Source organism: Cupriavidus sp. 01L415 (assembly GCF_056400065.1).
Genome location: NZ_JBFTSP010000003.1, coordinates 1 through 23,126 on the forward strand (window position 1 = coordinate 1; position 23,126 = coordinate 23,126).

General features: G+C 68.0%; 17 protein-coding genes and 1 riboswitch. Of the genes, 9 read left to right on the forward strand and 8 right to left on the reverse strand.

Going from position 1 to position 23,126, the window contains the following annotated elements:
- Positions 1 to 360 precede the first annotated feature (360 nt).
- Positions 361 to 1,236 carry an alpha/beta hydrolase gene (locus AC1DOX_RS07790; RefSeq protein WP_441616875.1) on the forward strand — a complete coding sequence of 292 codons (876 nt, stop codon included), beginning with the start codon at positions 361 to 363 and terminating at the stop codon, positions 1,234 to 1,236.
- 156 nt (positions 1,237 to 1,392) lie between these two features.
- Complete coding sequence (locus AC1DOX_RS07795) at positions 1,393 to 2,367, forward strand: alpha/beta fold hydrolase (RefSeq protein ID WP_441616873.1); 975 nt, start codon at positions 1,393 to 1,395, stop codon at positions 2,365 to 2,367.
- Here the strand turns inward: AC1DOX_RS07795 and AC1DOX_RS07800 are convergent.
- Positions 2,342 to 3,553 carry a methyl-accepting chemotaxis protein gene (locus AC1DOX_RS07800; protein ID WP_441616922.1) on the reverse strand — a complete coding sequence of 404 codons (1,212 nt, stop codon included), beginning with the start codon at positions 3,551 to 3,553 and terminating at the stop codon, positions 2,342 to 2,344. The genes AC1DOX_RS07795 and AC1DOX_RS07800 overlap by 26 nt on opposite strands.
- A 202-nt stretch (positions 3,554 to 3,755) precedes the next feature.
- Positions 3,756 to 4,009: riboswitch (cobalamin riboswitch) on the forward strand.
- 102 nt (positions 4,010 to 4,111) lie between these two features.
- Between AC1DOX_RS07800 and AC1DOX_RS07805 the strand changes: the two genes are divergently transcribed.
- Positions 4,112 to 5,182: a HoxN/HupN/NixA family nickel/cobalt transporter gene (locus AC1DOX_RS07805; RefSeq protein ID WP_092137345.1), complete on the forward strand. Its 1,071-nt coding sequence runs from the start codon at positions 4,112 to 4,114 to the stop codon at positions 5,180 to 5,182.
- On the opposite strand, the gene AC1DOX_RS07810 is transcribed toward AC1DOX_RS07805, so the two are convergent.
- From AC1DOX_RS07810 to AC1DOX_RS07830, 5 genes are all read right to left on the reverse strand, one after another.
- A complete protein-coding gene (locus AC1DOX_RS07810) occupies positions 5,179 to 5,697 on the reverse strand; it encodes a vWA domain-containing protein (protein WP_441616871.1) in 519 nt (172 codons plus the stop codon). The two genes, AC1DOX_RS07805 and AC1DOX_RS07810, sit on opposite strands and share 4 nt — an antisense overlap.
- A 164-nt stretch (positions 5,698 to 5,861) precedes the next feature.
- Positions 5,862 to 6,965, reverse strand: a complete 1,104-nt coding sequence (locus tag AC1DOX_RS07815) for a magnesium chelatase ATPase subunit I (RefSeq protein WP_441616869.1) — start codon at positions 6,963 to 6,965, stop codon at positions 5,862 to 5,864.
- Positions 6,962 to 10,801: a cobaltochelatase subunit CobN gene (gene cobN, locus AC1DOX_RS07820; protein ID WP_477112336.1), complete on the reverse strand. Its 3,840-nt coding sequence runs from the start codon at positions 10,799 to 10,801 to the stop codon at positions 6,962 to 6,964. The genes AC1DOX_RS07815 and cobN overlap by 4 nt, the downstream gene beginning before the upstream one ends.
- Before the next feature lie 3 nt (positions 10,802 to 10,804).
- Positions 10,805 to 11,875 (reverse strand): cobalamin biosynthesis protein CobW, encoded by a 1,071-nt coding sequence (gene cobW, locus AC1DOX_RS07825; RefSeq protein ID WP_441616865.1) that lies wholly within the window; start codon positions 11,873 to 11,875, stop codon positions 10,805 to 10,807.
- 189 nt (positions 11,876 to 12,064) lie between these two features.
- Positions 12,065 to 16,237: a cobaltochelatase subunit CobN gene (locus tag AC1DOX_RS07830; RefSeq protein WP_477114001.1), complete on the reverse strand. Its 4,173-nt coding sequence runs from the start codon at positions 16,235 to 16,237 to the stop codon at positions 12,065 to 12,067.
- 536 nt (positions 16,238 to 16,773) lie between these two features.
- Here AC1DOX_RS07830 and AC1DOX_RS07835 point away from each other — a divergent pair.
- The 3 genes from AC1DOX_RS07835 to AC1DOX_RS07845 all read left to right on the forward strand — a co-directional run bounded on the left by AC1DOX_RS07835 (position 16,774) and on the right by AC1DOX_RS07845 (position 18,354).
- Complete coding sequence (locus AC1DOX_RS07835) at positions 16,774 to 17,079, forward strand: hypothetical protein (RefSeq protein ID WP_441616861.1); 306 nt, start codon at positions 16,774 to 16,776, stop codon at positions 17,077 to 17,079.
- Positions 17,080 to 17,220: 141 nt separating this feature from the next.
- Positions 17,221 to 17,919 carry an alpha/beta hydrolase gene (locus tag AC1DOX_RS07840; protein ID WP_441616859.1) on the forward strand — a complete coding sequence of 233 codons (699 nt, stop codon included), beginning with the start codon at positions 17,221 to 17,223 and terminating at the stop codon, positions 17,917 to 17,919.
- Positions 17,920 to 17,976: 57 nt separating this feature from the next.
- Positions 17,977 to 18,354 (forward strand): hypothetical protein, encoded by a 378-nt coding sequence (locus AC1DOX_RS07845; RefSeq protein ID WP_441616857.1) that lies wholly within the window; start codon positions 17,977 to 17,979, stop codon positions 18,352 to 18,354.
- Positions 18,355 to 18,394: 40 nt separating this feature from the next.
- Here the strand turns inward: AC1DOX_RS07845 and mdtD are convergent, their stop codons facing one another.
- A complete protein-coding gene (gene mdtD / locus AC1DOX_RS07850) occupies positions 18,395 to 19,810 on the reverse strand; it encodes a multidrug transporter subunit MdtD (protein WP_441616855.1) in 1,416 nt (471 codons plus the stop codon).
- A gap of 126 nt (positions 19,811 to 19,936) precedes the next feature.
- Here mdtD and AC1DOX_RS07855 point away from each other — a divergent pair, with 126 nt between their 5' ends.
- The gene (locus AC1DOX_RS07855) at positions 19,937 to 20,794 is read left to right on the forward strand and encodes a LysR family transcriptional regulator (protein ID WP_441616853.1); all 858 of its coding nucleotides are present in this window, start codon (positions 19,937 to 19,939) and stop codon (positions 20,792 to 20,794) included.
- Positions 20,795 to 20,806: 12 nt separating this feature from the next.
- Here the strand turns inward: AC1DOX_RS07855 and AC1DOX_RS07860 are convergent, their stop codons facing one another.
- Complete coding sequence (locus AC1DOX_RS07860) at positions 20,807 to 21,922, reverse strand: AGE family epimerase/isomerase (protein WP_441616851.1); 1,116 nt, start codon at positions 21,920 to 21,922, stop codon at positions 20,807 to 20,809.
- A gap of 206 nt (positions 21,923 to 22,128) precedes the next feature.
- Here AC1DOX_RS07860 and AC1DOX_RS07865 point away from each other — a divergent pair, with 206 nt between their 5' ends.
- Together AC1DOX_RS07865 and AC1DOX_RS07870 are read left to right on the forward strand one after the other, a co-directional pair.
- On the forward strand, positions 22,129 to 22,389 hold the full coding sequence (locus AC1DOX_RS07865) for a hypothetical protein (RefSeq protein WP_441616849.1): 261 nt from the start codon (positions 22,129 to 22,131) through the stop codon (positions 22,387 to 22,389).
- Positions 22,390 to 22,637: 248 nt separating this feature from the next.
- Complete coding sequence (locus tag AC1DOX_RS07870; RefSeq protein ID WP_441616847.1) at positions 22,638 to 22,925, forward strand: hypothetical protein; 288 nt, start codon at positions 22,638 to 22,640, stop codon at positions 22,923 to 22,925.
- Positions 22,926 to 23,126: the final 201 nt, after the last annotated feature.

A 23,126-nucleotide genomic window follows, 5' to 3' on the forward strand; every position in this document is an offset into this window, starting at 1 on the left:
GGGCGGGCTAAAAAAAAGACCGCCTCCCGGTACTGACAAACTGCTGGTGTTGCGTGGAGCGGAGCTGCTTGCCGGGGGGTGTTGCTGTTGCCGGGGCGATGCAGCGCTGTCCATGGCTCGAATATTATCTACTACTAGATAGATAAGCAAGGACGAATTTGCGAAGTGGCGCAAAAAGTTTCCAATCGGTCAGATAGCTATCCGCAATGACCGCCTCAAACCCTTGATTTCTCGCGGAAAATATCGCAACGACAAGCGCCAACTCCCTACCTTCCCGTGGCGATCCGTCGTGCTTCGCCCTGTCATTTGTTCGCGCAAGTGCTAGGGTTATCACATCCGCCCCCACCCCGATGACGCGCAATGCCGTCGACTCCTTCACCCGTCACTTCCCGCAGCGGCACCCGCTGGCTGGCCGGCGCCGCCGGGGTGGCCGGACTGGCGCTGGCGGCTGGCTTCGGGCGGATGCTGATCTTCCGCGCGATGGAGCGCGACGCCTTTGTCACCTGCCCGCTCGGCGAACTGACCGCCGAGGCCCTTGGCGTGCCGTCCCGCCAATACACCTTTACGAGCGGCGACCGCAAACTCCAGGCCTGCTTCGTGGCCGCCCCCGATCCCCACGCCCCCGCGCTGGCGGTCTTTCATGGCGACCAGGAATGCCTGTCCGACTGGGCCCCCGTCCAGGCCATGCTCCACGCCGCCGGCATCACATCCTTTGTGTTCGACTACAGCGGCTATGGCGCCAGCACCGGCCGTCCCACCGTGCGCAACCTGCGGCAGGATGCGCACGCGGCCTACACCCAGTTCGTCGCCGCCACGCCGGACGCTTGCCGGCACCACGTGATGGGCTTCTCGCTGGGCAGCGGCATCCTGCTGGATATCGCCGGCCGCCTGCAGCCCCCGCCTGACGGCGCGATCATTGGCGCCGGCTTTCGCTCGGCCCGCGCCGCCGCGGTGGCCACGGGGCGCGTACCGCGCTGGCTTGCATGGATGCTGCCGGACCCCTGGAACAACGCCGCACGCATCCGCAAGCTGAACCTGCCGGTGCTGCTGATTCATAGCCGGGCCGACGCCACCATTCCGTTCAGCCACGGCGAGCATCTCGCCCGCATGGCGCGGGGTCCAAGCCGGCTGGAGATATTCGAGGACCTGCCCCACAACGCCGCGATCGACCCGCCGCACATCCCCGCATTCTGGGCGCCGGTGATCGCCTACCTCCGCACGGATCGCCTGACCTGAGTCCTCGTCGATCGTCCAGGGCCAGCTCGTCCAATCATTTCGAACGTTTCCACCGCGGCCACGGCATGTCTTGCCGGGCCCGCCTCCGTACGCTTGTACGCGTAGTCCCTATCTCACTTTCCGCTCACTTGATTTCCGGATTCGAAGGAACCGACCATGCGTATCACTCTGATCTCCGCGATGGTGGCCACGGCGCTGGCGCTTGGCGGCGCGTCCTGGCAAAGCCAGGCCCACGCCGCGGACACAACCATTCCGGCCGCGCGGATCGCGGAAGCCACCGCGAAAATCCAGGACGGCAAGGCCGACGTCAACGGCGTGCGCTATCACTACCTGCTGGCACGCGGCGGCAGCCAGACCGTCGTCCTGCTGCACGGCTGGGCCTCCACGTCATACATGTGGCGCTTCGTGATGCCGCAGCTGGTGGCGCGCGGCTACACGGTGCTGGCGCCAGATCTGCGCGGGCTGGGCGATACGGCCAAGCCGGCCACGGGCTATGACAAGGCCAGCGTCGCAGAAGACATCCACGCGCTGGTGCAGACGCTGCAACTCGGCCCCGTGGTCAACGTCGTGGGCCACGACCTCGGCGGGATGGTGGCCTACGCCTATGCCGCGCAACATCCGGGCGCGGTGCGTACGCTGTCGATCATGGACGTACCGCTGCCTGGCGTTGCGCCGTGGGACCAGCTGGTGCAGAGCCCGCGCACGTGGCATTTCCGCTTCTATCAGGTGCAGGACGTGCCCGAGATGCTGATCGCAGGGCGGGAATTGCAATACCTGAAGTGGTTCCACAACTCGGAAGCCGTGAATGCGCGGGCGTTCACGCCGGAAGCGGAAGACACGTACGCGCGGGCGTACGCCATGCCTGGCGCATTGCGCGCCGGATTCGAGTACTACCGGGCCTTCCCGCAGGATGCGAAGCAGAACCAGCAGTTTGCCCAGCGCAAGCTGACCATGCCCGTGCTGGGCGTGGGCGGCGCCGGCAGCTTCGGCCCGATCATCGGCGACCACCTGCGCAACGTGGCCACCAACGTGCAGGCCGTCATCATCGACGGTGCCGGTCACTGGGTGGCCGAGGAACAGCCGGCCGCCGTGACCGACGCGCTCGTCAGGTTCTTGCCGGCTGCCCGCTGAACCCCAGGGCCGTGCGCGATGCCGGGCGGGCAGGCTCGTCCGGCTCGAGCTTGAATTCGCCCACCACCTTCTGCAGTTGCTGCGCCTGCTCGGCCAGCGCCGACGACGCCGCGGCCGCTTGCTCCACCAGCGCGGCGTTCTGCTGCGTCACGTCGTCCATCTGCATCACGGCCTCGTTGACCTGCGCGATGCCGCTGCTCTGGTGCTCGGATGCCAGCGCAATCTCGCCCAGGATCTGCGTCACGCGACGCACGGCCTGCACGATCTCTGCCATGGTCTGGCCCGCCTGCCCAACCAGCGTCGACCCGCTATCCACCTGTTTGGCCGAATCGCTGATCAGCACATTGATTTCCTTGGCGGCCGCCGCGCTGCGCTGGGCCAGCGTGCGGACCTCGCCGGCCACCACGGCAAAACCGCGCCCCTGCTCGCCCGCGCGCGCGGCTTCCACCGCAGCGTTCAGGGCCAGGATATTGGTCTGGAAGGCGATGCCCTCGATCACGGCGATGATGTCCGTCACCTTGCGCGAGCTCGCGCTGATCGCCTGCATGGTCTGCACCACATTGCCGACGATCGCGCCGCCACGCTCGGCAATGCCCGACGCGGACTCCGCCAGCCCGTTGGCCGTGCGGGCACGTTCGGTGTTCTGCTTCACCATCGACGTCAACTCGCCCATGCTCGACGCGGTTTCCTCCAGCGTCGCAGCCTGTTCTTCCGTCCGCTGCGACAGGTCGGTGTTACCGGCGGCGATCTGGTGCGAGGCCGACGAGATCGAATCGCTGGCCGACTTGATGCGCGTGACCAGGTCCGTCAGCATGTCTTCCATCTCGCCCAGCCCACCCAGCAGGCGGCCGAAGTCGCCACCGCGCTCGGTCTCGAACTCCTTGCTGAGGTCGCCCGCCGCCACCGTTTCGGCGATGAATTCGGCCTCCTTGAGCGGCTCCTCGATGGCGCGCACCAGCCGGAACCAGCAAACCACGCTGACGATCAGCACCGCGCCACCAAGGCCGAGGACCCAGGTGCGCGTATTGTCGTCGTCCGCCGCAACGGCTTGCGCGGTGACGGCCGGCTTGTCGGCCCCCGCGCCCGCGCGTTTTTCCAGGTCGCCGATCCGCCCCAGCGCAATCGTCATCATGACCGCCACCAACAGCACGACCACGCCAAGTGCGGCACCCAGCCGAGTCCGCATACTCAAGTTATCCCAAGCCATGATGCCTTTCCGCTCCTCGTTGTACCCCGACTCGTCGCTCTATGGGGCTATCGGTGGGCTAACGGCAGGACCCCCACGGGACTTTAGCCCCACCAAAGGATGGCGGGAAAGTGCGGATTGCGGCGACCCGCGAAAAAGTTCTTCGCCGGACAACCAGCGCGTCTACAATGGCCGTCGCCAGAAATGGCATCCGATTGAAGGTGCCCGAATCGGCCACAGGCCGCCAGGGTTAAACGGGAAACAGGTGCGCCGCCCCCAGGCATAACAGGGTGGCAAGGCCTGTGCTGCCCCCGCAACGGTCGGCAGGTTTCAAGGCTCCACGCCGGCATGGCCGGCAGCCACTGCGCCCTGGCGCGGGAAGGCGGATCCCTGGTACGCGGCATGCGCCGCGCACCGCCTGCAAGCCCGGATACCGGCCTCCGATCCCATCACCGATGTCGCGGACGGGCGGCGTGCGGGGACATGACCGCCAACGCGGCCGCTCTTCACCCACGCGTGCGCCCGGGCATCGGCCCCGAGATCGAACCAGGCGCATACATGTTGCTCGACACCCTTCGCTTCCTGCGCAGCGTCTTCAATGACGAGGACGCCGACGTCCGTCGCAAGACCATTGCCCTCTACGGCCTGCTGATCGCCGCCAATATCGGCGCATGGCTCTGGGCGCTGACCGCCTTCCGCGACTACCCGATGCTGCTGGCCTCCGCCGTGCTGGCCTACACGCTGGGCCTGCGCCATGCGGTGGACGCGGACCATATCGCCGCCATCGACAACGTCACGCGCAAGCTGATGCAGGAAGGCAAGCGCCCGGTGGCAGTGGGCTTCTTCTTTTCGCTCGGCCACTCCGCCGTGGTCACGCTGATGTCGATCGGGATCGCGCTGGCGGCCGCCGCCCTGCAATCGCGCTTTGCCGAGATGAAAAGCGTGGGCAGCATGATCAGCACCAGCATGTCCGCCCTCTTCCTGTTCCTGCTGGCGTTCTTCAACCTGCTGATCCTGCTGTCCGTGTGGCGCGCGTTCCGGGCGGTGAAGCGCGGCGAAACCCTGCGCGCGCAGGACCTGGACCTCCTGCTGTCCGAGCACGGCGTAATGGCCCGGCTGTTCCGCCCGCTGTTCCGGCTGGCCAGCCGCAGCTGGCACCTGTTCCCGATGGGCTTCCTGTTCGGGCTCGGCTTCGACACCGCGACGGAGGTGGCGCTGTTCGGCATCTCGGCGGCAGAGGCCGCCCGAGGCGTGCCGTTCTGGACCATCATGGTGTTTCCCGCGCTGTTCACGGCGGGCATGTCGCTGGTGGACACCACCGACGGCGTGCTGATGCTCGGCGCCTACGGCTGGGCGTTCACCAAGCCAATCCGCAAGCTCTACTACAACATGACGATCACGCTGGTCTCGGTGGTCGTCGCCGTGGTCATCGGCGGTATCGAGTCTCTGGGGCTGATCGCGGACAAGCTCGGGCTGGAAGGCGGCCTGTGGGACGTGATCGGCGCGCTCAACGACCACTTCGGCATGCTGGGCTACGTGATCATCGGCGTGTTCGTGGTGAGCTGGCTGGTGTCGCTGGCGGTCTACAGGCTGCGCGGCTACGACAAGATCGAGGTCCGGCTCGGCTAGCTCACCAGGTCGGCGACGTCGCTGGCGTCCCGGTATGCGGCGCCCCATGCCTCCGCGATCCGCCGGCAGCGGCCGAGCGGCATCGCATGCCGCTCCACATCGACGATGACCACGTGATCGGCCCAGGCTGGCCGGGGCGGCAGCTCGCTGCTGCGGCCATCGGTCAGCAGCCACAGCCAGCGTTGCTGCGCCGGGCGCCGCCGCGCACTGCGCGCCAGCAGCTGATCGGCACGCGCCACGCCCAGCGCCAGCGGCGTACCGCCGCCGCCGCTAATGGGACGGATCCAGTCTTCGTTCCACAACCGCGCGCGCGAGGGCGGCAGGCGCACCTCGGCGCGTCCTGCGGCAAAGCAGACCAGCGCGGCGTCCGCACGCGACTGATAGGCGCGTTCCAGCAATCGCAACAGCACGCCCTTGGCCAGCGCCAGCGGTGCGCCATGCGCCATCGAAGCCGAGCAGTCGAGCGCCACGCAATGCAGCACGCCGGCGCGCGCATCTACCCGGCGGTGGCGCACATGTTCGATGGAAAGCGGCGCCTGCCGCTTGGCCGTGAGCGTGCGCGGCCAGTGGATGCGCGTGCCCGTCGCATCGCCGCGTGGAGCGACGGATCGCGGAATTTGTCGCGGCGCCAGCCACCGGTGGCCGCCCCGCCCGATGGGCGCGGCCGCCTGCCGGTGGCTCAGGCTTTTTTTGCGTGAGGTCCCCGGAAGGGCTTCAGCGGCTTCACGTCGGCAATGCCAGCCGATGCCGGCGGCGGCATGGCGCCCCACGGATTGTCGCGATCCGCAGCGGATGACGCCGACGCCGAAGACGCCGAGTCCGAAGACGATGTAGAAGACGAAGCTGAAGACGAAGCCGAAGACGCTGACGACGGCTCCCCGGCATCCTGCCCCGCCGGTCGATCCGCGCCCGGCGTTTGCGGCGCGCCGGCATGGCGGCGATGGTGGAGAACGAATTCCGCCACGTGATCGACGTGGGCCGCCGCGATGGCATCGGCGCCCTCCCACGCGGCCAGCGCACGGGCGGCGCGCAGCATCACCAGGTCGGCACGCACTCCGTCGACGGCGGCCGCCAGGCACAGCGCGCTGACCTGCGCATGCACCGCATCGGAGAACGTCAAGCCGAGCAGCGCCGCACGCGCCCGCACGACACGATCCGCCAGTTCGCGCTGCGACGTGGCCACGGCCGCGCAGAAGCCTTCGGGGTCTGCATCGAACGCCAGCCGTGCGCGCACGATGGCCTGCCGCGTGGCGGGATCGTCGTAGTTGGCCAGCGCCAGCGCCAGGCCAAAGCGATCCAGCAATTGCGGGCGCAACTCGCCTTCCTCCGGATTCATGGTGCCCACCAGCACAAAGCGCGCGGCGTGCTGATGCGAGACCCCATCGCGCTCCACCACGTTCACGCCACTGGCGGCCACGTCGAGCAACTGGTCGACCAGCGGGTCGGGCAGCAGATTGACTTCATCCACATACAACACGCCATCGTGCGCCCGGGCCAGCAGGCCGGGGGCAAATCGCACCTGCCCTTCCTGCAGCACGTGACCCAGGTCCAGCGTGCCGGTCAGCTGTTCCTCGCTGGCGCCCAACGGCAGCGTCACGAAGTGGCCGTGCGGCAGCAGTTCGGCCAGCGCACGGGCGGCCGTGGACTTGGCCGTGCCGCGCGGGCCGGTCACCAGCACGCCGCCGATGCCGGGGTCGACAGCCGCCAGCAGCAGCGCCAGCTGCAACCGGTCCTGTCCGACCAGTGCGCCGAAGGGAAAAACAGGTCGTACCGCGGTGTTCATGATTGGGTTCCTTCCAGCCGCTGCTCGTTGTCGAGCAAATGCGCCTCGATCCGCTCGCGCTGATCGCCCGGCGCCTGCCACAGTCCGCGTGCCATCGCTTCCAGCAGCCGCTCGCAGATGCCCTGCAGCGCGCGCGGATTGTGGCGCGCGAGAAATTCGCGCGTGGCGGCGTCGTTGACGTAGGCATCCGCCACCAGCGCGTACTGGTGGTCGGCTACCACGCGCGCCGTGGCATCGTAACCGAACAGGTAGTCCACGGTGGCGGCCATTTCGAACGCGCCCTTGTAGCCATGGCGTTTCATGCCGTCGATCCACTTGGGATTCACCACCCGCGTGCGAATCACTCGCGCGATTTCCTCGCCCAGCGTGCGCACGCGCGGCACGGCCGGGTTGGCGTGGTCGCCGTGATAGATCGCGGGCTGGCTGCCGCCCAGATGGCGCACTGCGGCAACCATACCGCCCTGGAACTGGTAGTAGTCGTTGGCGTCCAGGATGTCGTGCTCGCGGTTGTCCTGGTTCTGCACTACGGCGTCGAGCGCGGCCAGCCGCGTCGCGAACGTCTCGCGCGCCTCGATGCCGTCCGCGCGCTGGCCATAGGCATAGCCGCCCGCGTGCAGGTAGGCGTGGGCCAGGTCCGCGTCGTCCTGCCAGCGGCGGCCATCGATCAATGCCTGCAGGCCGGTGCCGTAATCGCCGGGCCGCGCGCCGAAGATGCGCCAGCCGGCGCGCTCGCGGGCGGCGTCGGCCGGCACGCCCTCACCTTCCAGCCGGGCACGCTCCGCCAGCATGCGCGCGCGGATCGGGTTGACGTCCTCGGATTCGTCGAGTTCGGCCACCGCGCGCACGGCGGCGTCAAACAGCGCGACGAGGTTCGCAAACGCGTCCCGGAAGAAGCCCGAGACCCGCAACGTGACGTCGACGCGTGGACGGTCGAAGATCGTCATCGGCAGGATCTCGAAGTCCACCACGCGGTGGCTGCCCTGCGCCCATTTGGGCCGCACGCCCAGCAACGCCATGGCCTGGGCGATGTCGTCGCCACCGGTCCGCATCGTGGCCGTGCCCCACACCGACAGCCCCACTGCGCGCGGGTATTCGCCATGCTCCTGCAAATGCCGCTCGATCAGCTGCGACGCGGAACGCAGGCCCAGCGTCCATGCGGTGCGCGTGGGCACCGCGCGCGTATCGACCGAGTAGAAATTGCGCCCTGTCGGCAGCACATCCGGCCGGCCTCGCGACGGGGCGCCACTGGGCCCCGGCGGCACGAAGCGCCCTTCCAGGCCGCGCGCCAGTTGTGTGAGCTCCTGCGGTCCGCAAGCGTCGAGGCTCGGCAGGACGACGTCGCGCAATCGCGCCAGCACCGCCGCCGTGCGGGGCATCTGCAATGGCAACGACGGCGACAACGGCGATGACACGTCGCCCGCCATCTCCTCCAGGCATTGCAGGGCTACCGCTTCCAGCCGCTCGCGCGTATCGCCGTAGTGCCGCCACGGTCCGGCATCGACGGCCGCCAGCAGCGCGGGGCGCGGGCCCGTCCACGGTGCGGCCCAGTCGGCATCGAGCGGATCGAAGCCATCGCCAAGCGCAAGATCCGCGGCCAGCGCGGTGAGCAGCCCCGCGCTCGCGTCCTTGCCATTGCCGACGGGAAAACGCCCGAGCGCGGCCAGCGTGTCGCGCCGTTGCCGGCCCGTCGGCGACTGGCCGAACACGTGCAGGCCATCGCGGATCTGGGACTCCTTGAGCTCGCACAGCCAGGCATCGGTCCGGTTCAGCAACGCATCCTCTTCCTCGCCACCGCTCGGCGCCTCCAGCCCGAGTTCGCGATGCAGCTGCTGGCCGACGATCGACGCCAGGATTTCCTTGCGCAGCAGCCGCGCCCGGCGCGGATCGACGGTCAGGGCCTCGTAGTACTCGTCCACCTGACGTTCCAGGTCCTGCAAGGGCCCGTAATTCTCCGCACGGGTCAGCGGCGGCATCAGGTGATCGATGATCACGGCCTGGGCGCGGCGCTTGGCCTGTGCGCCCTCGCCGGGGTCGTTGACGATAAATGGGTAGAGGTGCGGCTGCGGCCCGAGGATCGCGTCGGGCCAGCAGGCCTCGGACAGCGCCACGCTCTTGCCCGGCAGCCACTCCAGGTTGCCGTGCTTGCCGACGTGCACGACGGCATCGATGCCAAAGACGTGCCGCAGCCAGAAGTAGAACGCCAGATAGCCATGCGGCGGGACCAGCTCGGCGTCGTGGTAGCTCGCGTAGTCATCCACGCCGTACGCGCGCGCCGGCTGGATGCCAACGAACACCTTGCCCGTGCGGATGCCAGCGATCATGAAGCGGCCGTCGCGCACCATCGGGTCCGCCTCCGGCGCCCCCCATCGCGCGGCAATCGCTTCCTGGCTGGCGACGGGCAGTTCGGCAAGCCAGCGACGATAGTCGGCCACCGCCACGCTCTGGAAAGCGGGCCGCAGCGCATGCTGCGCCAGGTCGTTGGTGACCCCGCGCGTCAGGCCCTGCATCAGCGCATCGCCGTCGGCGGGCAGCGGACCCACGGCATACCCCTGCGCCGCCAGCATCGACAGGATCTGCACAACCGATGCCGGCGTGTCGAGCCCCACGCCATTGCCGATGCGCCCTTCACTGGCCGGATAGTTGGCAAGGATCAGCGCCAGCGTCTTGTCCGCATTCGGCAACGTTCGCAACCGGCACCAGCGGCGCGCAAGCTCCGCCACAAAGCGCACGCGCTCCGCATCGGGCTGGTAGCGCACCACATCCACTTCCGTCAGCGCGCAGCGATAAGCCAGACCCTTGAAGCTGACAGCGCGCGTGATGATGCGGCCATCGACCTCGGGCATCGCAATATGCATCGCCACATCGCGTGTGCTGAGCCCCTGGCTGTCCTGCAGCCAGTCCTCGCGATTGCCGCCGCTCAGGATCACTTGCAGCACCGGTGCGTCGTTGGCCAGCGGGGCATCCCGGTCGCCCGCCTCGCCTGCCTTGTCCGCCTGGTCGAGCGATGCCACGGAAAATGCCGTGGTGTTGAGCACCAGCGCCACGCCGTGCGCGTCGCACAGACGCTGCAGCACTTCGCGGCACAACGGCTCCTTCAGCGAGCTGACGGCCAGCAGCAGCGGGCACAGGCCTGCCGCGTAGAGTGCGTCGATCATCGCGTCGAACACCAACGTATTACCGGCCTGCAGATGCGAACGATAGAACAGCAGCGCCACGACCGGGCCACCGGCCACGCCACGCGCGGCCCAGTCGCGCGTCCAGTCTTCCGCCGTGGCCACCCCGTGCGCGGGGTGGTAGATCGCGGCCTGCGGCAAGACTTGCGGCGGCAGCGCGGGCTCTCCCCAGCCAAACGCGTGCTGCCCGAGGCAATGGAAAAACTGCGCGGCGTTGCCGGCGCCACCTTCGCGCAAGTAGCGCCATAGCTGGTGGGACAGTTCGGCCGGCGCATTGCCGCGCCGCGCGAGGTTGTCGTCCTCGGCCAGGTCGCCGGAGAACATCACCAGCAACTGTCCGCGCGCACGCGCCAGTTCGGGCAGGCGTTCCAGTCCGTATGCCCAGTCGCTTTCGCCGCCGAGATGGTCCACCACCACCACGCGGGCATGCTGCAGGACGTCGTCGATGTAGAGATCGAGCGACGCCGGCTGGCGCAGGTACATCTGGTTGGCCAGCCGCACGCTCGGGTAGCCCGCGCCGAGTTTCGGCACGGCCTCGGCCAGCAGCGACAGCGTGGTATCCGCCGCGCTCAGGATGACGATGTCGCCCGGCGTCTGCGTGATGCGCAGGACGACGGCGCTGTCTTCGACAAAGCCACCGGGCCGGGTGGACAGCAGGTGCATGGATCAGCGCGCGGCAGCCAACGCGGTATCGAGCGCGGATTGCAGCGCCGCGCCGTCGAGATCCTGCCCGATCAGCACCACACGCGTACCCTGCGGCTCGCCGGCGCGCCAGGCGCGATCGAAATAGCTGTCGAACCGCTGGCCCACGCCATGCAGCACCAGCCGCATGGCCTTGCCCGGCAGCGCGGCGAAGCCCTTGATGCGATAGATCGTATGGCCGGCGACGAGCTGCTGCAGCGCGCCGAGCAGATGTTCGCGATCGACCGTGCCGGCCTCCACCACCACGGAGTCGAACTCGTCGTGATGATGGTCGGCGTGATCGGGATCGTCCGCGTTGCCGTGGTGATCCACGCGCAGATGGATCGTCTCTTCCGATGCGCGCTTCAGGCCCAGCAGCATCGCCACGTCCAGCTTGCCGGCCTGCGACGGCACGATCTTGACCTCGGCCGGAATCTCCGGGCGCACCAGCGCTTCCACGCCGGCGATCTGCGCGGCGTCCATCAGGTCGGTCTTGTTGAGGATCACGAGGTCGGCGCTGGCAAGCTGGTCTTCGAACAGCTCGTGCAGCGGCGATTCGTGATCGAGGTTGGGATCGGCGCGGCGTTGCGCATCCACCGCCACGGGATTGGCGGCGAATTGCCCGGCCGCGGCGGCGGGGCCATCGACCACCGTGACCACGGCGTCCACGGTGAACGCGTTGCGGATGCTGGGCCAGTGGAAGGCCTGCACCAGCGGCTTGGGCAGCGCCAGTCCGGAGGTTTCGATCAGCACGTGGTCGATCTGGTCGCGCCGCTCCAGCAATTGCTCCATGACCGGGAAGAACTCTTCCTGCACCGTGCAGCACAGGCAGCCGTTGGCCAGTTCATAGAGCTGGCCCGTGGGTTCGCCCGCATCGTCGCAACCGATGCCGCAGCCCTTCAGGATCTCGCCGTCGATGCCCAGTTCACCAAACTCGTTGACGATGACCGCGATGCGGCGGCCGTTGGCGTTGTCGAGGATATGACGCAGCAAGGTGGTCTTGCCGCTGCCGAGGAAACCGGTGACGATGGTGGCCGGGATCTTGGACGTTTGCATGCGAGGGTTCCGGTAGGGTTCTTGACGCGGCAGGGTCTGGCGCCGTGTGACGTGATGAGGTCGCGGAAAACTGGATGGATGCCGACAGCGTCGGACGCCATCAGGGCGGAGCGGAACGCGACGAGGCGCCCAGCATAATGAGATCGGCTGGCGCTGTCCATTGGCGGCGGAAAGCATATCCACGGCGGATCATCGCGACCTCGCCCGCGCGCGCCGCCATTCCACAAACGCCCCGGTGGCGACGGCCAGCAGCGCCAGTGCGAGTGCCGCCATCGCGTGGCTGGCGTGGGTCGCCGCCGGGGCGGCCGCCGCTGATGCGCGTACTTCCAGCCGCTGGCCGGTGACGGGCTGCGCCGCACCGTCGGCGGACCTCTGCGGCATCGGGACGAACATCGCCGATGCCGTCGGCGATGATGGCGTAGCGGGTGCCGGGGTGGGCGCGGATGCCTTGCCGGCGCGCGGTGGCTCGACGTCGGCCGGCTTCGCCAGCGGCCCGGGCGCCACCATGGCATCGGCCAGCTGGCGGCCCAGCGCACGTAGCGCGTCCAGGTTCACCTGCGCATCCCGACCCGCCCGCGCGATATGCGCCATCAGCACCGGATTGCCGCAGGTATTGGCGGTGCACGACAGCCCGTCGCGGCCGACCGAGGCGGCGTAGCGCCGCAGCAGTTCCGCGCGCTCCGCCTCGGAAAACCGGTAGCTGCCCTGCCGGTCCACTTCCAGCAGGCGCGCCAGGATGCCCTGCTGCGCATGCGGATTCGCCTTGCGGAAGAAGTCGTCCATGCCGAGGCCGAGCTTGTCCGCCACGTAGACGTCGTAGGTGCGCTGCCAGAACTCGCCGGACATCTGCTCTGGCACCGTGGCCTGGAAGCCATACAGGTGCTCGATTTCCTTGAACATCTCGCGCGCGCCGGCGTAGCCCGAACGCTGCATCGCGCCGATCCACTTCGGGTTCCACTGGCGCGCGTTCAGTTCCGTGGCCAGCCAGGTGCGGGCATCCACCGTTTCCGCATCCCCGACGCGGCGCAGGTTGTGCAGCCAGAAACGCGGAGCCTGGCCGCTGACGGCGCGCGTGGCCGCCGTCAGCCCGCCCGCGTACTGGTAGGTATCGTCGTTGTCCAGCGCGCCATACAAGGTGCTGGCGCGCGAGAACAGCACTGCCTGATTGGATTGGAGGTGGCTGGCCAGCGCCGCCGGCGCGCTCTCGCCCCAGCCTTCCGCCGAGTAGGCAAAGTTCATGTAGCGCAGATACTGTCGCGCCAGCGCGTCCGGCGCGCCCTGCGCATCGCGGCTCTGTTCGACCATCTGCTGCACGCCGATCGCATAGTTGCCAGGTTTCGCCGCAAACACGCGTGCGCGGGCCAGCCGCCCGGCCTGCGCGGGATCGACACCGCTGTCGGTCAGCGCTGCCGTCACCGCACGGTCGTGGCGGCTGACCGCGTTGTCGCCGGCGGCAGCGGCCAGTCGCGCGGCCTTGTCGAGCAGCGCCACCTTGTCGCCAAAGCCATCGCGATAGATGCCCGAGATCGTCAGCAGCACGTTCACGCGGGGCCGCCCGAGCGCGCTATCGGGAATCAGCCGGACATCCTCCACGCCGCCTCGCGCGTTCCAGACCGGCTCCACGCCCATCAGGTACAGCGCCTCGGCCTCCATCGCTCCCTGATGGCGCTCCGTTTCGCCATACCAGAGCACCATCGACACCGATTCCGGCACACGGCCCGTTTCCTCGCGGAAGCGCGCCAGCGTCTGGTCAGCCATCGCCTTGCCGAGCTGCCATGCCGCCTGCGTGGGGATCTTTGCGCCGTCGAAGGCGTGGAGGTTGCGCCCTGTGGGCAGGCTGTCCGGCGTGCGCACGGGATCGCCCAACGGACCCGACGGCAGATAGCGACCCGACAGCACGGTGACGAGCCCGTCGAGCTCCTGCCGTGGCGACGCGCGCAAGTCGGCCAGCCATTGCCGGCCAGCGGCGATGGCATCGCGCGCGGGGCCGCGCAGCGACTCGGGCAGGTCGTCCGTGGACGGATCGCGTGCGGCCGCCGCTTTGCCCAGCTGATCGTTCACCTGATCGCCCAACTGAGCGCCCACCAGCTCGCCGGCCCATCGGCGCAGGCGCGCGGTGCCCACGGCCTTCGCGGCGTCACCACGCAATTGCGCGGCCAGCATCGTCACCAGCGCGTCCACCTGATCCGATGCCGGCGGCATGTCGCCCAGCGCGTGGATGCCTAGCGGCATCGGCTCCGCCTCCACCTTGTGCAGGAAGGCGTGGATCGTGGGCTCGATCGACGCCCACGGCGCGTCGGCATCGAGCCCCAGTTGCTGATCGAGCTTGAGCGCGCGCACCTGCACGATGGCCTGTGCGCGGTATTGCGCCGCCAGCTCGGGCGATGCATCGCGCGTTGCCTCCTCCTGCTCGATCGCTTCGTCGAGCGCGGCCAGCGCGGGTGGCTGGCCAGCGTTGGCCAGCAATGGCGACAGATGGCTCACCAGCACCGCCGCGCTGCGCCGCTTGGCCTGGATCGCCTCGCCGCCACCATCCTGGATGTAGACGTAGGCGTTGGGCAGGTCGCCCAGCAGCACCTCCGAGCTATCATCGCCAGCCTGGCCAACCTGCTTGCCCGGCAGCCACTCCAGCGTGCCGTGACGGCCAACGTGCACGACGGCGTCCGCGCCAAACGTGTGGCGATACCAGAGATATGCGGCGATATACGAATGCGGAGGTGGCGTGATGGTGTCGTGCGAGGTGTCCATCGCGCGCGCGAATGTCGAGCGCAGTGGTTGCGGACCGACGAACACGTTGCCAAAGCGCAGGCCCGGAATCGCGAACGCCGGCGCGCCGTGTGCATCGCGCACCAGCATCAGCGGGTTGCGCTCGGGCGGCCCCCACGCTTGCGTGACGGCCGCGCGGAACGCGGCGGGCAGCGCGTCGAACCAGCGCCGGTACTGCGCCACCGGCAAGAGCGTGACGTGGCCGCCGCGCACCATGCGGTCCAGTTCGCCGGGAGACCAGGTTTCGATATTGCGGCCGTTGGCCTCGAGCAGCGCGGTCAGTGTGGCTGGATCGGGCAACTGAGCGGGTGACTGAGCGGGTGAATTGTTGCCCGATCGCGAATCGTCGGTGCGATAGCCCGCTTCGTTCAGGCGCTGCAGGATCCGCGTCAGCGAGGGCAGCGTGGCCAGGTAGCTTGCGCCGATATTGCCGCGGCCCGGCGGGTTGTTGTAATAGAGGATGGCCACGTGCTTGTCAGCCGCGGGCTTGTCCTGCAGCTCGATCCAGCGCCGCACGCGCGCCACCACGGCCTCCACGCGCTCGGGCACCGCGATGCTGGCCTTGGCGCCATCGGCATCTTCCTGCGTCGCAAACAGGATGGGCTCGGTCGCGCCGCTGCGCTCCGGCGCCGTCAGCAACAACGGCAGCCGTTCGCCGGCAATGCCGCGCACGTCGGCGCGCCACGCAGACTGGCTGTCGCGGGTGGCAAGCAGGTTGATCGTGTGCAGGCCATGGCGGGCCAGCCAGTCCTTGTCCTCGGCGCGGGGAATGGTCAGGTTCAGCGCCAGCAGCGCGCGCAGCGGCGTATCGGCGTGCAAGCCGCCCGACTCTGTCAGCATGGCATCGAGCCCTGACAGCGGCCAGCCGAACACCGGCACAGCGCCGATGCCCTGATGTTCGAGCGCGGCGATCAGCGCATCGACATGGGCCAGGTCCCGCTGGCGATAGCTGGTGGCATAGAAACTGATGCCGACCAGCGGCGCATCGGCGCGCAAGCCGCCCGCCTGCCGATACCAGCGCAAGTAATCCGCGAGCGATGCGAAAGGCTGCGGCGCGCGAGGATGGTAGATGCCTGCTGCAGGCGCGGGCCGAACCGGCGGCACGGCAATCGGCACAACGCCCTGCGCGCGCTGGCTTGCGGCCACGACAAAGGCCAGGAAACCCGCGAGATTGTCGGCGCCGCCTGCTTCCCAGTAGGGCTGCGCGATGGCGTTCTGCGCCGCGTCGGTCGCGAAGCCCCACGCCGCATCCACGCTCTGTGCGGGCGCGCCGAGTATCAGCGCCCCACGCGCACGGGCCCGACGCACGCCGGGCGCCATCTCGCGCAGCACGGCACTGGGCGCGAACCATGTGTAGATGACGTCCGCGCGCGCCAGGCTGGCGGCATCCGGCGCCTGTGTCGTGAACGCGAGTTCAGCCACGCCATCGCCATGCGCGGCACGAAACGCGGCCTGCGCGGCGGGCAAGAGATGGGGATTCGTGGTGACCACCAGCACGCGTACCGGTGCGGCCAATGCCGCCAGTGGCAACAACATCAGGCATAGCAGCCAGAGCCGGCGCAACAGGCGCGGAGACACGGTGGACGCGGGGGACACGGTGGACACTTCGGAGGACGCTTGGGAGGTTCGCGGATTTGCAGACGCACGATGCCGGCGCAGCCGGCCGTGCATTCTACCCGCGCGCCATCGGCGGTGGTCGTACAACCGCAGTTCATCCCTGCGTCATGAACTGTTGTGGCGCGCCGACGGATGGCGTCAGGCGTGTTGTTTTTTTACGCACCCGAACCATGCGGCGACAACGCGGACCCCCTGGCAAGTTTCACCAGAATTGGCAATGAACGTCGCGGGGTTGTCGGCAAAAAAGAAAAAATGGTCAACGCGCAGCGGCGCCGAGCGCACGTGCGAACCGGCCTGGCGATGCGCCAGGTCCGATGGACGGCCGATGGAAGGCTGACGGGAGGCCGATGGGCGGTCAATCTACTCCCGTCAAGTAGCGGCGGCAATCATTCTTGTGGGGGACCCCACATCAGCCATGGTGACCCATCGTGTACCTTGCGCCGAATCGTCTATATTGGTCGACATGGCGCGCACATCCGACTCACCCAGCCGTAACAGCCCTGGAGGTATCTGCCATGCGTTCGCTTGCAAACTTGTTCAGTCCGCCGACGCCCGAGAAGATCGCCGAAAAGGAACTGCAAGACATGAGGCTGACGCTTTTCCAGGCAGAACGCCGCCTGCTTGAAGCGCAGATGCAAGTCGACTACTACCGCAACATGATCGCGTTCCTGGAGGAAGTGGGCGCGACCGGTGTGGAAGGCGTCGCCGACAAGCGTCGTGCCGCCGCCGCCTCAGTCGACGCACCGACGCCGGCGCTGCCGCAGCCGACGCGCTCGGCCCCCGGCCTGACCACCGTACCGATCGTTCCGTCGGCAGCCTGAGGGCTGCCGAGCGCTCCACCGCATAGGCCAACTAGGCTAACGCACAGGCCGGCACACCGGCCTGTGCGATACTCGCCCGGGTCTACGCCATGCCGCCTCAGCCAGGGGCGGCATGCGCACGTCCCTTTCAGGAAACGGCCCATGAGCGAACTGCTGCCCGCGATCGAAATTGAAACCGCGCCGAACCCGGCATTTTCCGTCATCTGGATGCATGGCCTGGGTGCCGATGGCAGCGACTTCGTGCCCGTGGTACCCGAACTCGGCTTGCCCGATGCACCCGCGGTCCGCTTTATCTTTCCGCACGCGCCCGCGATTCCGGTCACCTGCAACAACGGCTACGTCATGCCGGCGTGGTACGACATCTACTCGCTCGACGAAGCGGGCCGCCGCGCCGATGAAGCCGGCATCCGCGCCTCGCGCGATGCCATCCGCGCGCTGATCGCCCGCGAAAACGCGCGCGGCGTGCCCACGGACCACATCGTGCTGGCGGGATTCTCGCAAGGCGGCGCCATCGCATACACCACGGCGCTGACCCATCCGGAAACGCTGGCCGGCGTGGCGGCGCTCTCCACGTATATGCCATCGACGGACCTGATCGCAGCCGAGGCCACGCAAGCCAACGCCGCAACGCCGGTGTTCGCCGCGCATGGCACCCAGGACGACGTGGTGCCGCTCGCCCTGGGCGCACGCGCCCGCGACTTCCTGATCGCCCGCGAGCAGCCGGTGACATGGCATACCTATCCGATGCCCCATTCCGTCTGCCTGGAAGAGATCGCCGAGATCGGCGCCTGGCTGCACGCGCGTCTTGCCGGCAAAACGCCCGGCTCCGCGCCGCAATAGGCGGATAAGATCGCGCCCTGCGCCCTTCAGCGCGCCCCTGATTCAGTACTTAATCGCATGATTCCCGCCACGCCCCTGCCCCGAATCGACTTCAACACCCGCAAGGCGCTGATGTTTGCGCTGACGGCCGAACGGCTGTCCGCGTTCTATGAGCACCGCACCTGGATGACGGACGCGCAAGGGGCCACGCTGGCCGGCTTGTGGCTATCGCGATCCAAACTTCAACTGGCGTTGTCGGAAAGGCGACTGCTCTCTGAACTGAGCGACCAGTTTGCGCGTCAGCTGGCGGCGTCGCTGTCCCGCGAGGCTGGCCTCTATGCCGCGCACGAGATGATGGAAGCGCTGGACCCGAACTACCAGTCGGCGTTCGCGCACGACATGCTCGACGAATGCGACCGGCTGCTGCGCGAAAGCGGCGTCACCGAGTCGGACTGAACCGGCGCCCGGATAGCACAGGATCGCGTGCCGGCCCGGGCTATCGCGCAGGCGGCGCCTCGGCCGGACGACGTACGGGATTCAGCACGTCGGCGTCGAGCCGCCGGAACACCAGCGCCGACAGCAGCGTGATGACACCCACGCTCAGGAAGGCCAGCCGATAGGCCGGCGCGGCCACTCCCAGCTTGACCGAGAACAGGCTGACCAGCCCGCCGCCGATGGTCACGCCCAGCCCGATCGCCAGCATCTGCACCATCGAAAACAGGCTGTTGCCGCTGCCCGCGTCCTCGCGCGACAGCCCCTTCAGCGTGACGCTGTTCATCGCCGCGAACTGCATCGAATTGGCGGCGCCGAAGACGGCAAGCTGCACGATCGACATCGCCAGCGGCCAGCCCGGCGACATCGCCGCGAACGAGGCAATCGACGCGCCCACGATCAGCGTGTTGATCAGCAGGAAGTTGTCGTACCCATAGCGGTTCACCAGCGGCACGATCCAGCGCTTGGAAATCGTGCCGGCGATGGCCACCGGCAGCAGCATCACGCCCGAATGGAATGGCGAATAGCCGAGCTGGAGCTGGAACAGCAGCGGCAGCAGGAACGGCACCGCGCCCGAGCCGATGCGGCACACCAGGTTGCCGATCAGGCCGACGCTGAAATTGGGCTCGCGGAACAGGGCCAGCCGGAACAGCGGCGTGCGATGCCGGCGCGCGTGGGGAATATAGAGCAGCGCGGCGGCAACGCTCGTGGCCGCCAGTGCGGCGCTCCAGCGGCCATTTTCCGCCCCGTTTTCCAGCGCCAGCGAAAACGCCACCATGCACAGCGAGAGGAGTCCGCAGCCAATCCAGTCGAAGGGCGGCGCCTCGCCGGCCTCGCCGGCAGGAAGGTAGCGGCGCACGGCCAGCAGGCCAACCAGTCCCACCGGCAGGTTGATCAGGAAGATCCAGTGCCACGATGCGCTTTGCACCAGCCAGCCACCCAGCACCGGGCCGAAGATCGGCCCCACCTGCCCCGCGATCGATACAAACGCCAGCGCGGCGATGTACTGCTCGCCCGGAATATTGCGCAGCACGGCCAACCGTCCGATCGGCAGCAGCATCGACCCGCCCACGCCCTGCAGCACGCGCGCGATGACCAGTTGTGTCAGCGTGTGCGCCGTGGCACAGAACATCGACCCCAGCACGAAGATCAGGATTGCGCTGAAGTAGACGCGCCGCGTGCCGAACTTGTCCGCGAGCCACCCCGAGGCCGGCGTCAGCATCGCCATGGTCAGCGTGTACGCCACCACCACGGGCTTGAGGTCGAGCGGTTTCTCACCCAGGCTGTGCGCCATCGACGGCAACGCGGTGTTGACGATGGTGGTGTCCAGGGTCTGCATGAAGAAGCCAGTGAAGACGATCCACAACATGGCCTTCTGGGAAAAGGCCTGGCTGGCGGCGGAGGATGAAGCGGTATGCATTGGGGCTCTTGGGGGCGATATCCCGGAATATCCGGGAATCAGTGCCAATGGTAATTAGCGCGCACCCCATCGGGAACCCCTCTGGTGTTGTTGACTGCAATCGGAAATGCCGATCACAATCCTGCCATGCTCAATCCCACCTGGATCCAGACCTTCGCCACGGTAGCCACGGCGCGCAGCTTCACGGACGCCGGACGGCAGCTCGGCCTGTCGCAGTCCTCGGTCAGCGATCATATTCGCCGGCTGGAGCAAAGCGTCGGCCGGCGGCTGTTCATCCGCGATACGCACTCGCTGTCGCTCACGCCGGACGGCGAGGCCTTGCTGGTCCACGCCCGGCTGATCCTGGAGTCGCTGGCGCGTGCCGAATCCCAGTTCAGCGCACCGCGGCTGCAGGGGCGCGTGCGGCTGGGCACGTCGGAGGACCTGGCCCAGGGCCCGCTACCCAACATGCTGGCGGCATTCCGGGCCACGCACCCCGATGTGGAGCTGGAAATCACGATCGGCATGACGGGCAAGCTCTACGAACTGATCGAGGCCAGCACGCTGGACCTGATGGTCGGCAAGCGCCGCGAGAGCGACCGGCGCGGCGTGCCGCTGTTCCGGGGCCAACTGGCATGGCTGGCGCGGCCCGGGACGGTCATCGATGTGCGCCAGCCGTTGCCCCTGATCCTGGTGAACGAGCCGAGCGTGACGCGCTCCATCGTGCTCGACACGCTGGCCAAGGGCGGTTGGCGCTGGCGCATGGTCTGCACCAGCAGCAGCCATTCCGGCTGCATTGCCGCCGCACGCGGCGGACTGGGCATTACGGTACGTGCGCAGAACCTGTCCGGCGGCGGCCTGGTGCCGCCCGTGAATGTCGACGCGTTGCCGGTGCTGCCCGAGGTGGATTTCATCACGCTGGCGGCGCGGCGACTGTCCAAACCCGCCGAGACGCTGCTGCGGCTGATCCAAAAAAGCGACCTGCGCGCCGCACGGGTCGACTAGGCGCAGCGGCGACTACCTGACCAGCGTAGCCAGCGCCTGGTAGGCCGTCAGCAGGTGATAGGGCGTGGTGGAAGGCATTTCCGCGCGTACGACCTCGCCATCGGGTGCCACGCATTCGTGCCAGCCATCGGCATGGAGAAAGCGGCCCCGGAAGCGCTCGATCCAGGTTTCCAGCTCGGCCAGCAACGCCGAGTCCTGGTCGGCGCGGCCCTTGATGGCCAGCGCGCGCGCAAACTCAGTCTGCGCCCAGATGCGCTGCGTGCCATCCTGCACGGCGCCCTCCCCGTCCAGCGCCGCGCAAACGCCCAGCGTTCCATCCGCCACACCGTGGCGACGCGCGAAGTCGAATGCCTGACCCAGACTTGCAGCGAGCGGCGCGGTGGCGAACAGCGCCGGCGCCATCATGACCAGCGAGTACCACTCGAACTGATGGCCCGGCTCGATCCGATTGCCGGGCGTCCCCTGCGGCAGTTCCGCCACGCAGCCATTGGCGGGGGCGACGAAACCGGCGTACACGGCACCGGCCAGCGCCTGCAGACGGCTGGCGAACCAGGGGTCGCCGGTGGCCTCCAGCGCGGCCAGATAGGCCTCCGTCAGGTGCATGACGGGGTTCTGGAGGACGCCGCTGCCATTGTTGGTGAAGTTGGCCGTTAATGCCGCCTGATACAGGCCATTGCCATCGGCAAAACGCTGCTCGATGACATCCACGGTACGCCGGAGCACTGCGAGCGCATCGGGATTGCCTCCTGCCCGGTGGTAGTGCGCGCAGGCGAACACGACAAAAGCGTGGGTATAAAGGTCGCGCGTGGTGTCTTGCGGCTTGCCGTCCGCATCCACGCTGTAGATCCAGCCGCCCATGCCATCGCCAAAATACTGCTGCAACGACGCAAACAACGTGTCCGCGTGGGCGAGGTGGCCGACCGCCGAAAACACGTAGAGCTGGCGCGCGCACGCCATCGCCCGATAGCGCTTGTCTGGCAAGGGCTGGCCCGTGGCACCGGCCAGCGCCTCATGCGCCAGGCGCATGGCGGGGTTCCAGCCGGCACCGGTCCAGGCCGGCAGAATGGCTGCGTCGAAGTGCGCGATCAGCGAGGAAATGCGTTCGGAGAGGGTCGGCGAAACGTGCATGGTGGGATCAGTTGCGGGCGCCGCACGGGTCGGTCCCCGGCGCCAAGCGACAGAAGATACTGTAAATGTCGGGGCCGCGAAAGGAGCCAAAGGGCGCCGGCGCCGCACCGCAGCACGCAGCCGTATATCGGGGTGGCAATGCCGCGCCGCGGTGTCTATGTTGAAAGTCTATCGGTCGCTGACCCTTGCCGCACGGGAGAGATGCCATGTCCACACATCCGATGACCCTGACTGATCATCGCCGCACGCTCGTGATGCATGTGCTGGAAGACCCTCCCGGGCGTTATACGTGGCGGATCGTCGTGGAAGAAAAATGCGGCGGTGCCGACTGCGACAGCATGATCGAGGCCGCGTCCGACTATCCATCCCATGCCGAAGCGGAAGCGGCGTGCTGGGCAGCCGGGAATGGCATGCTCGACGGCCCCCGTGCCGCAAGCGAATCCACCGGCACACAAATGCCGCATTAGGCACTGGCCACCGCTATCCGACACTTGATCCGTGCCATCCATCGCCTAGGCTGGAAATGTGGTGGCACGCGAGACGGGACCCATTTGGCCCTTTTTTTCCGTTTCCGCACGCGCCTGCCGGGGCCGCTCCCGGCCGCGCGACAGGAATGGCAGCCGCGGCCATCCACCTGACGATTCCGGGTCCCGCCCGCAGGCGCCGGACCAAGGGTGAACAAGAAGCCCGCCGGCCGGACCCAGGGAGAGAAGCGATGGACAAGCCGACCGTAAGCCCCCGCCGCTTTGTCGAACTAATGAATGAGCGGCTCTGTAAACACCCCCTTTATCGGGAAGGGATGCACGTCTATGCCATACCGCCCCATTCGGAACACCCGCGCAGCCTGGTTTGCGTAGGACCGCGCGGCACCGAAGGGATTTGCGCCACGATCGAGAACATCGTTCGCGGCGAATGCGATGTCTTCCCGGATATCCCACAGGAATGGCACCGGCATCCCGGCATGGAATCCCACTCGCAGACGGTGTCACGATCCCACCGCTAACCGGGCGTATCTGACCCCTCTTACCTTCTACTTACCCTCTTGCCGGCGGGCCCGGTCCCGCCGGGCTCTGTTCGGCCCTCACGCCACCGTCAGCCAAACCAGCCAGGCAGACTGGCGGCTGGCGCGCGCACCGGACAGCCGCGGGCACGTGTCGCGCCTGGCATCCTCCATGTGATTCCCGCTGGACGTCCGGCCATCCCC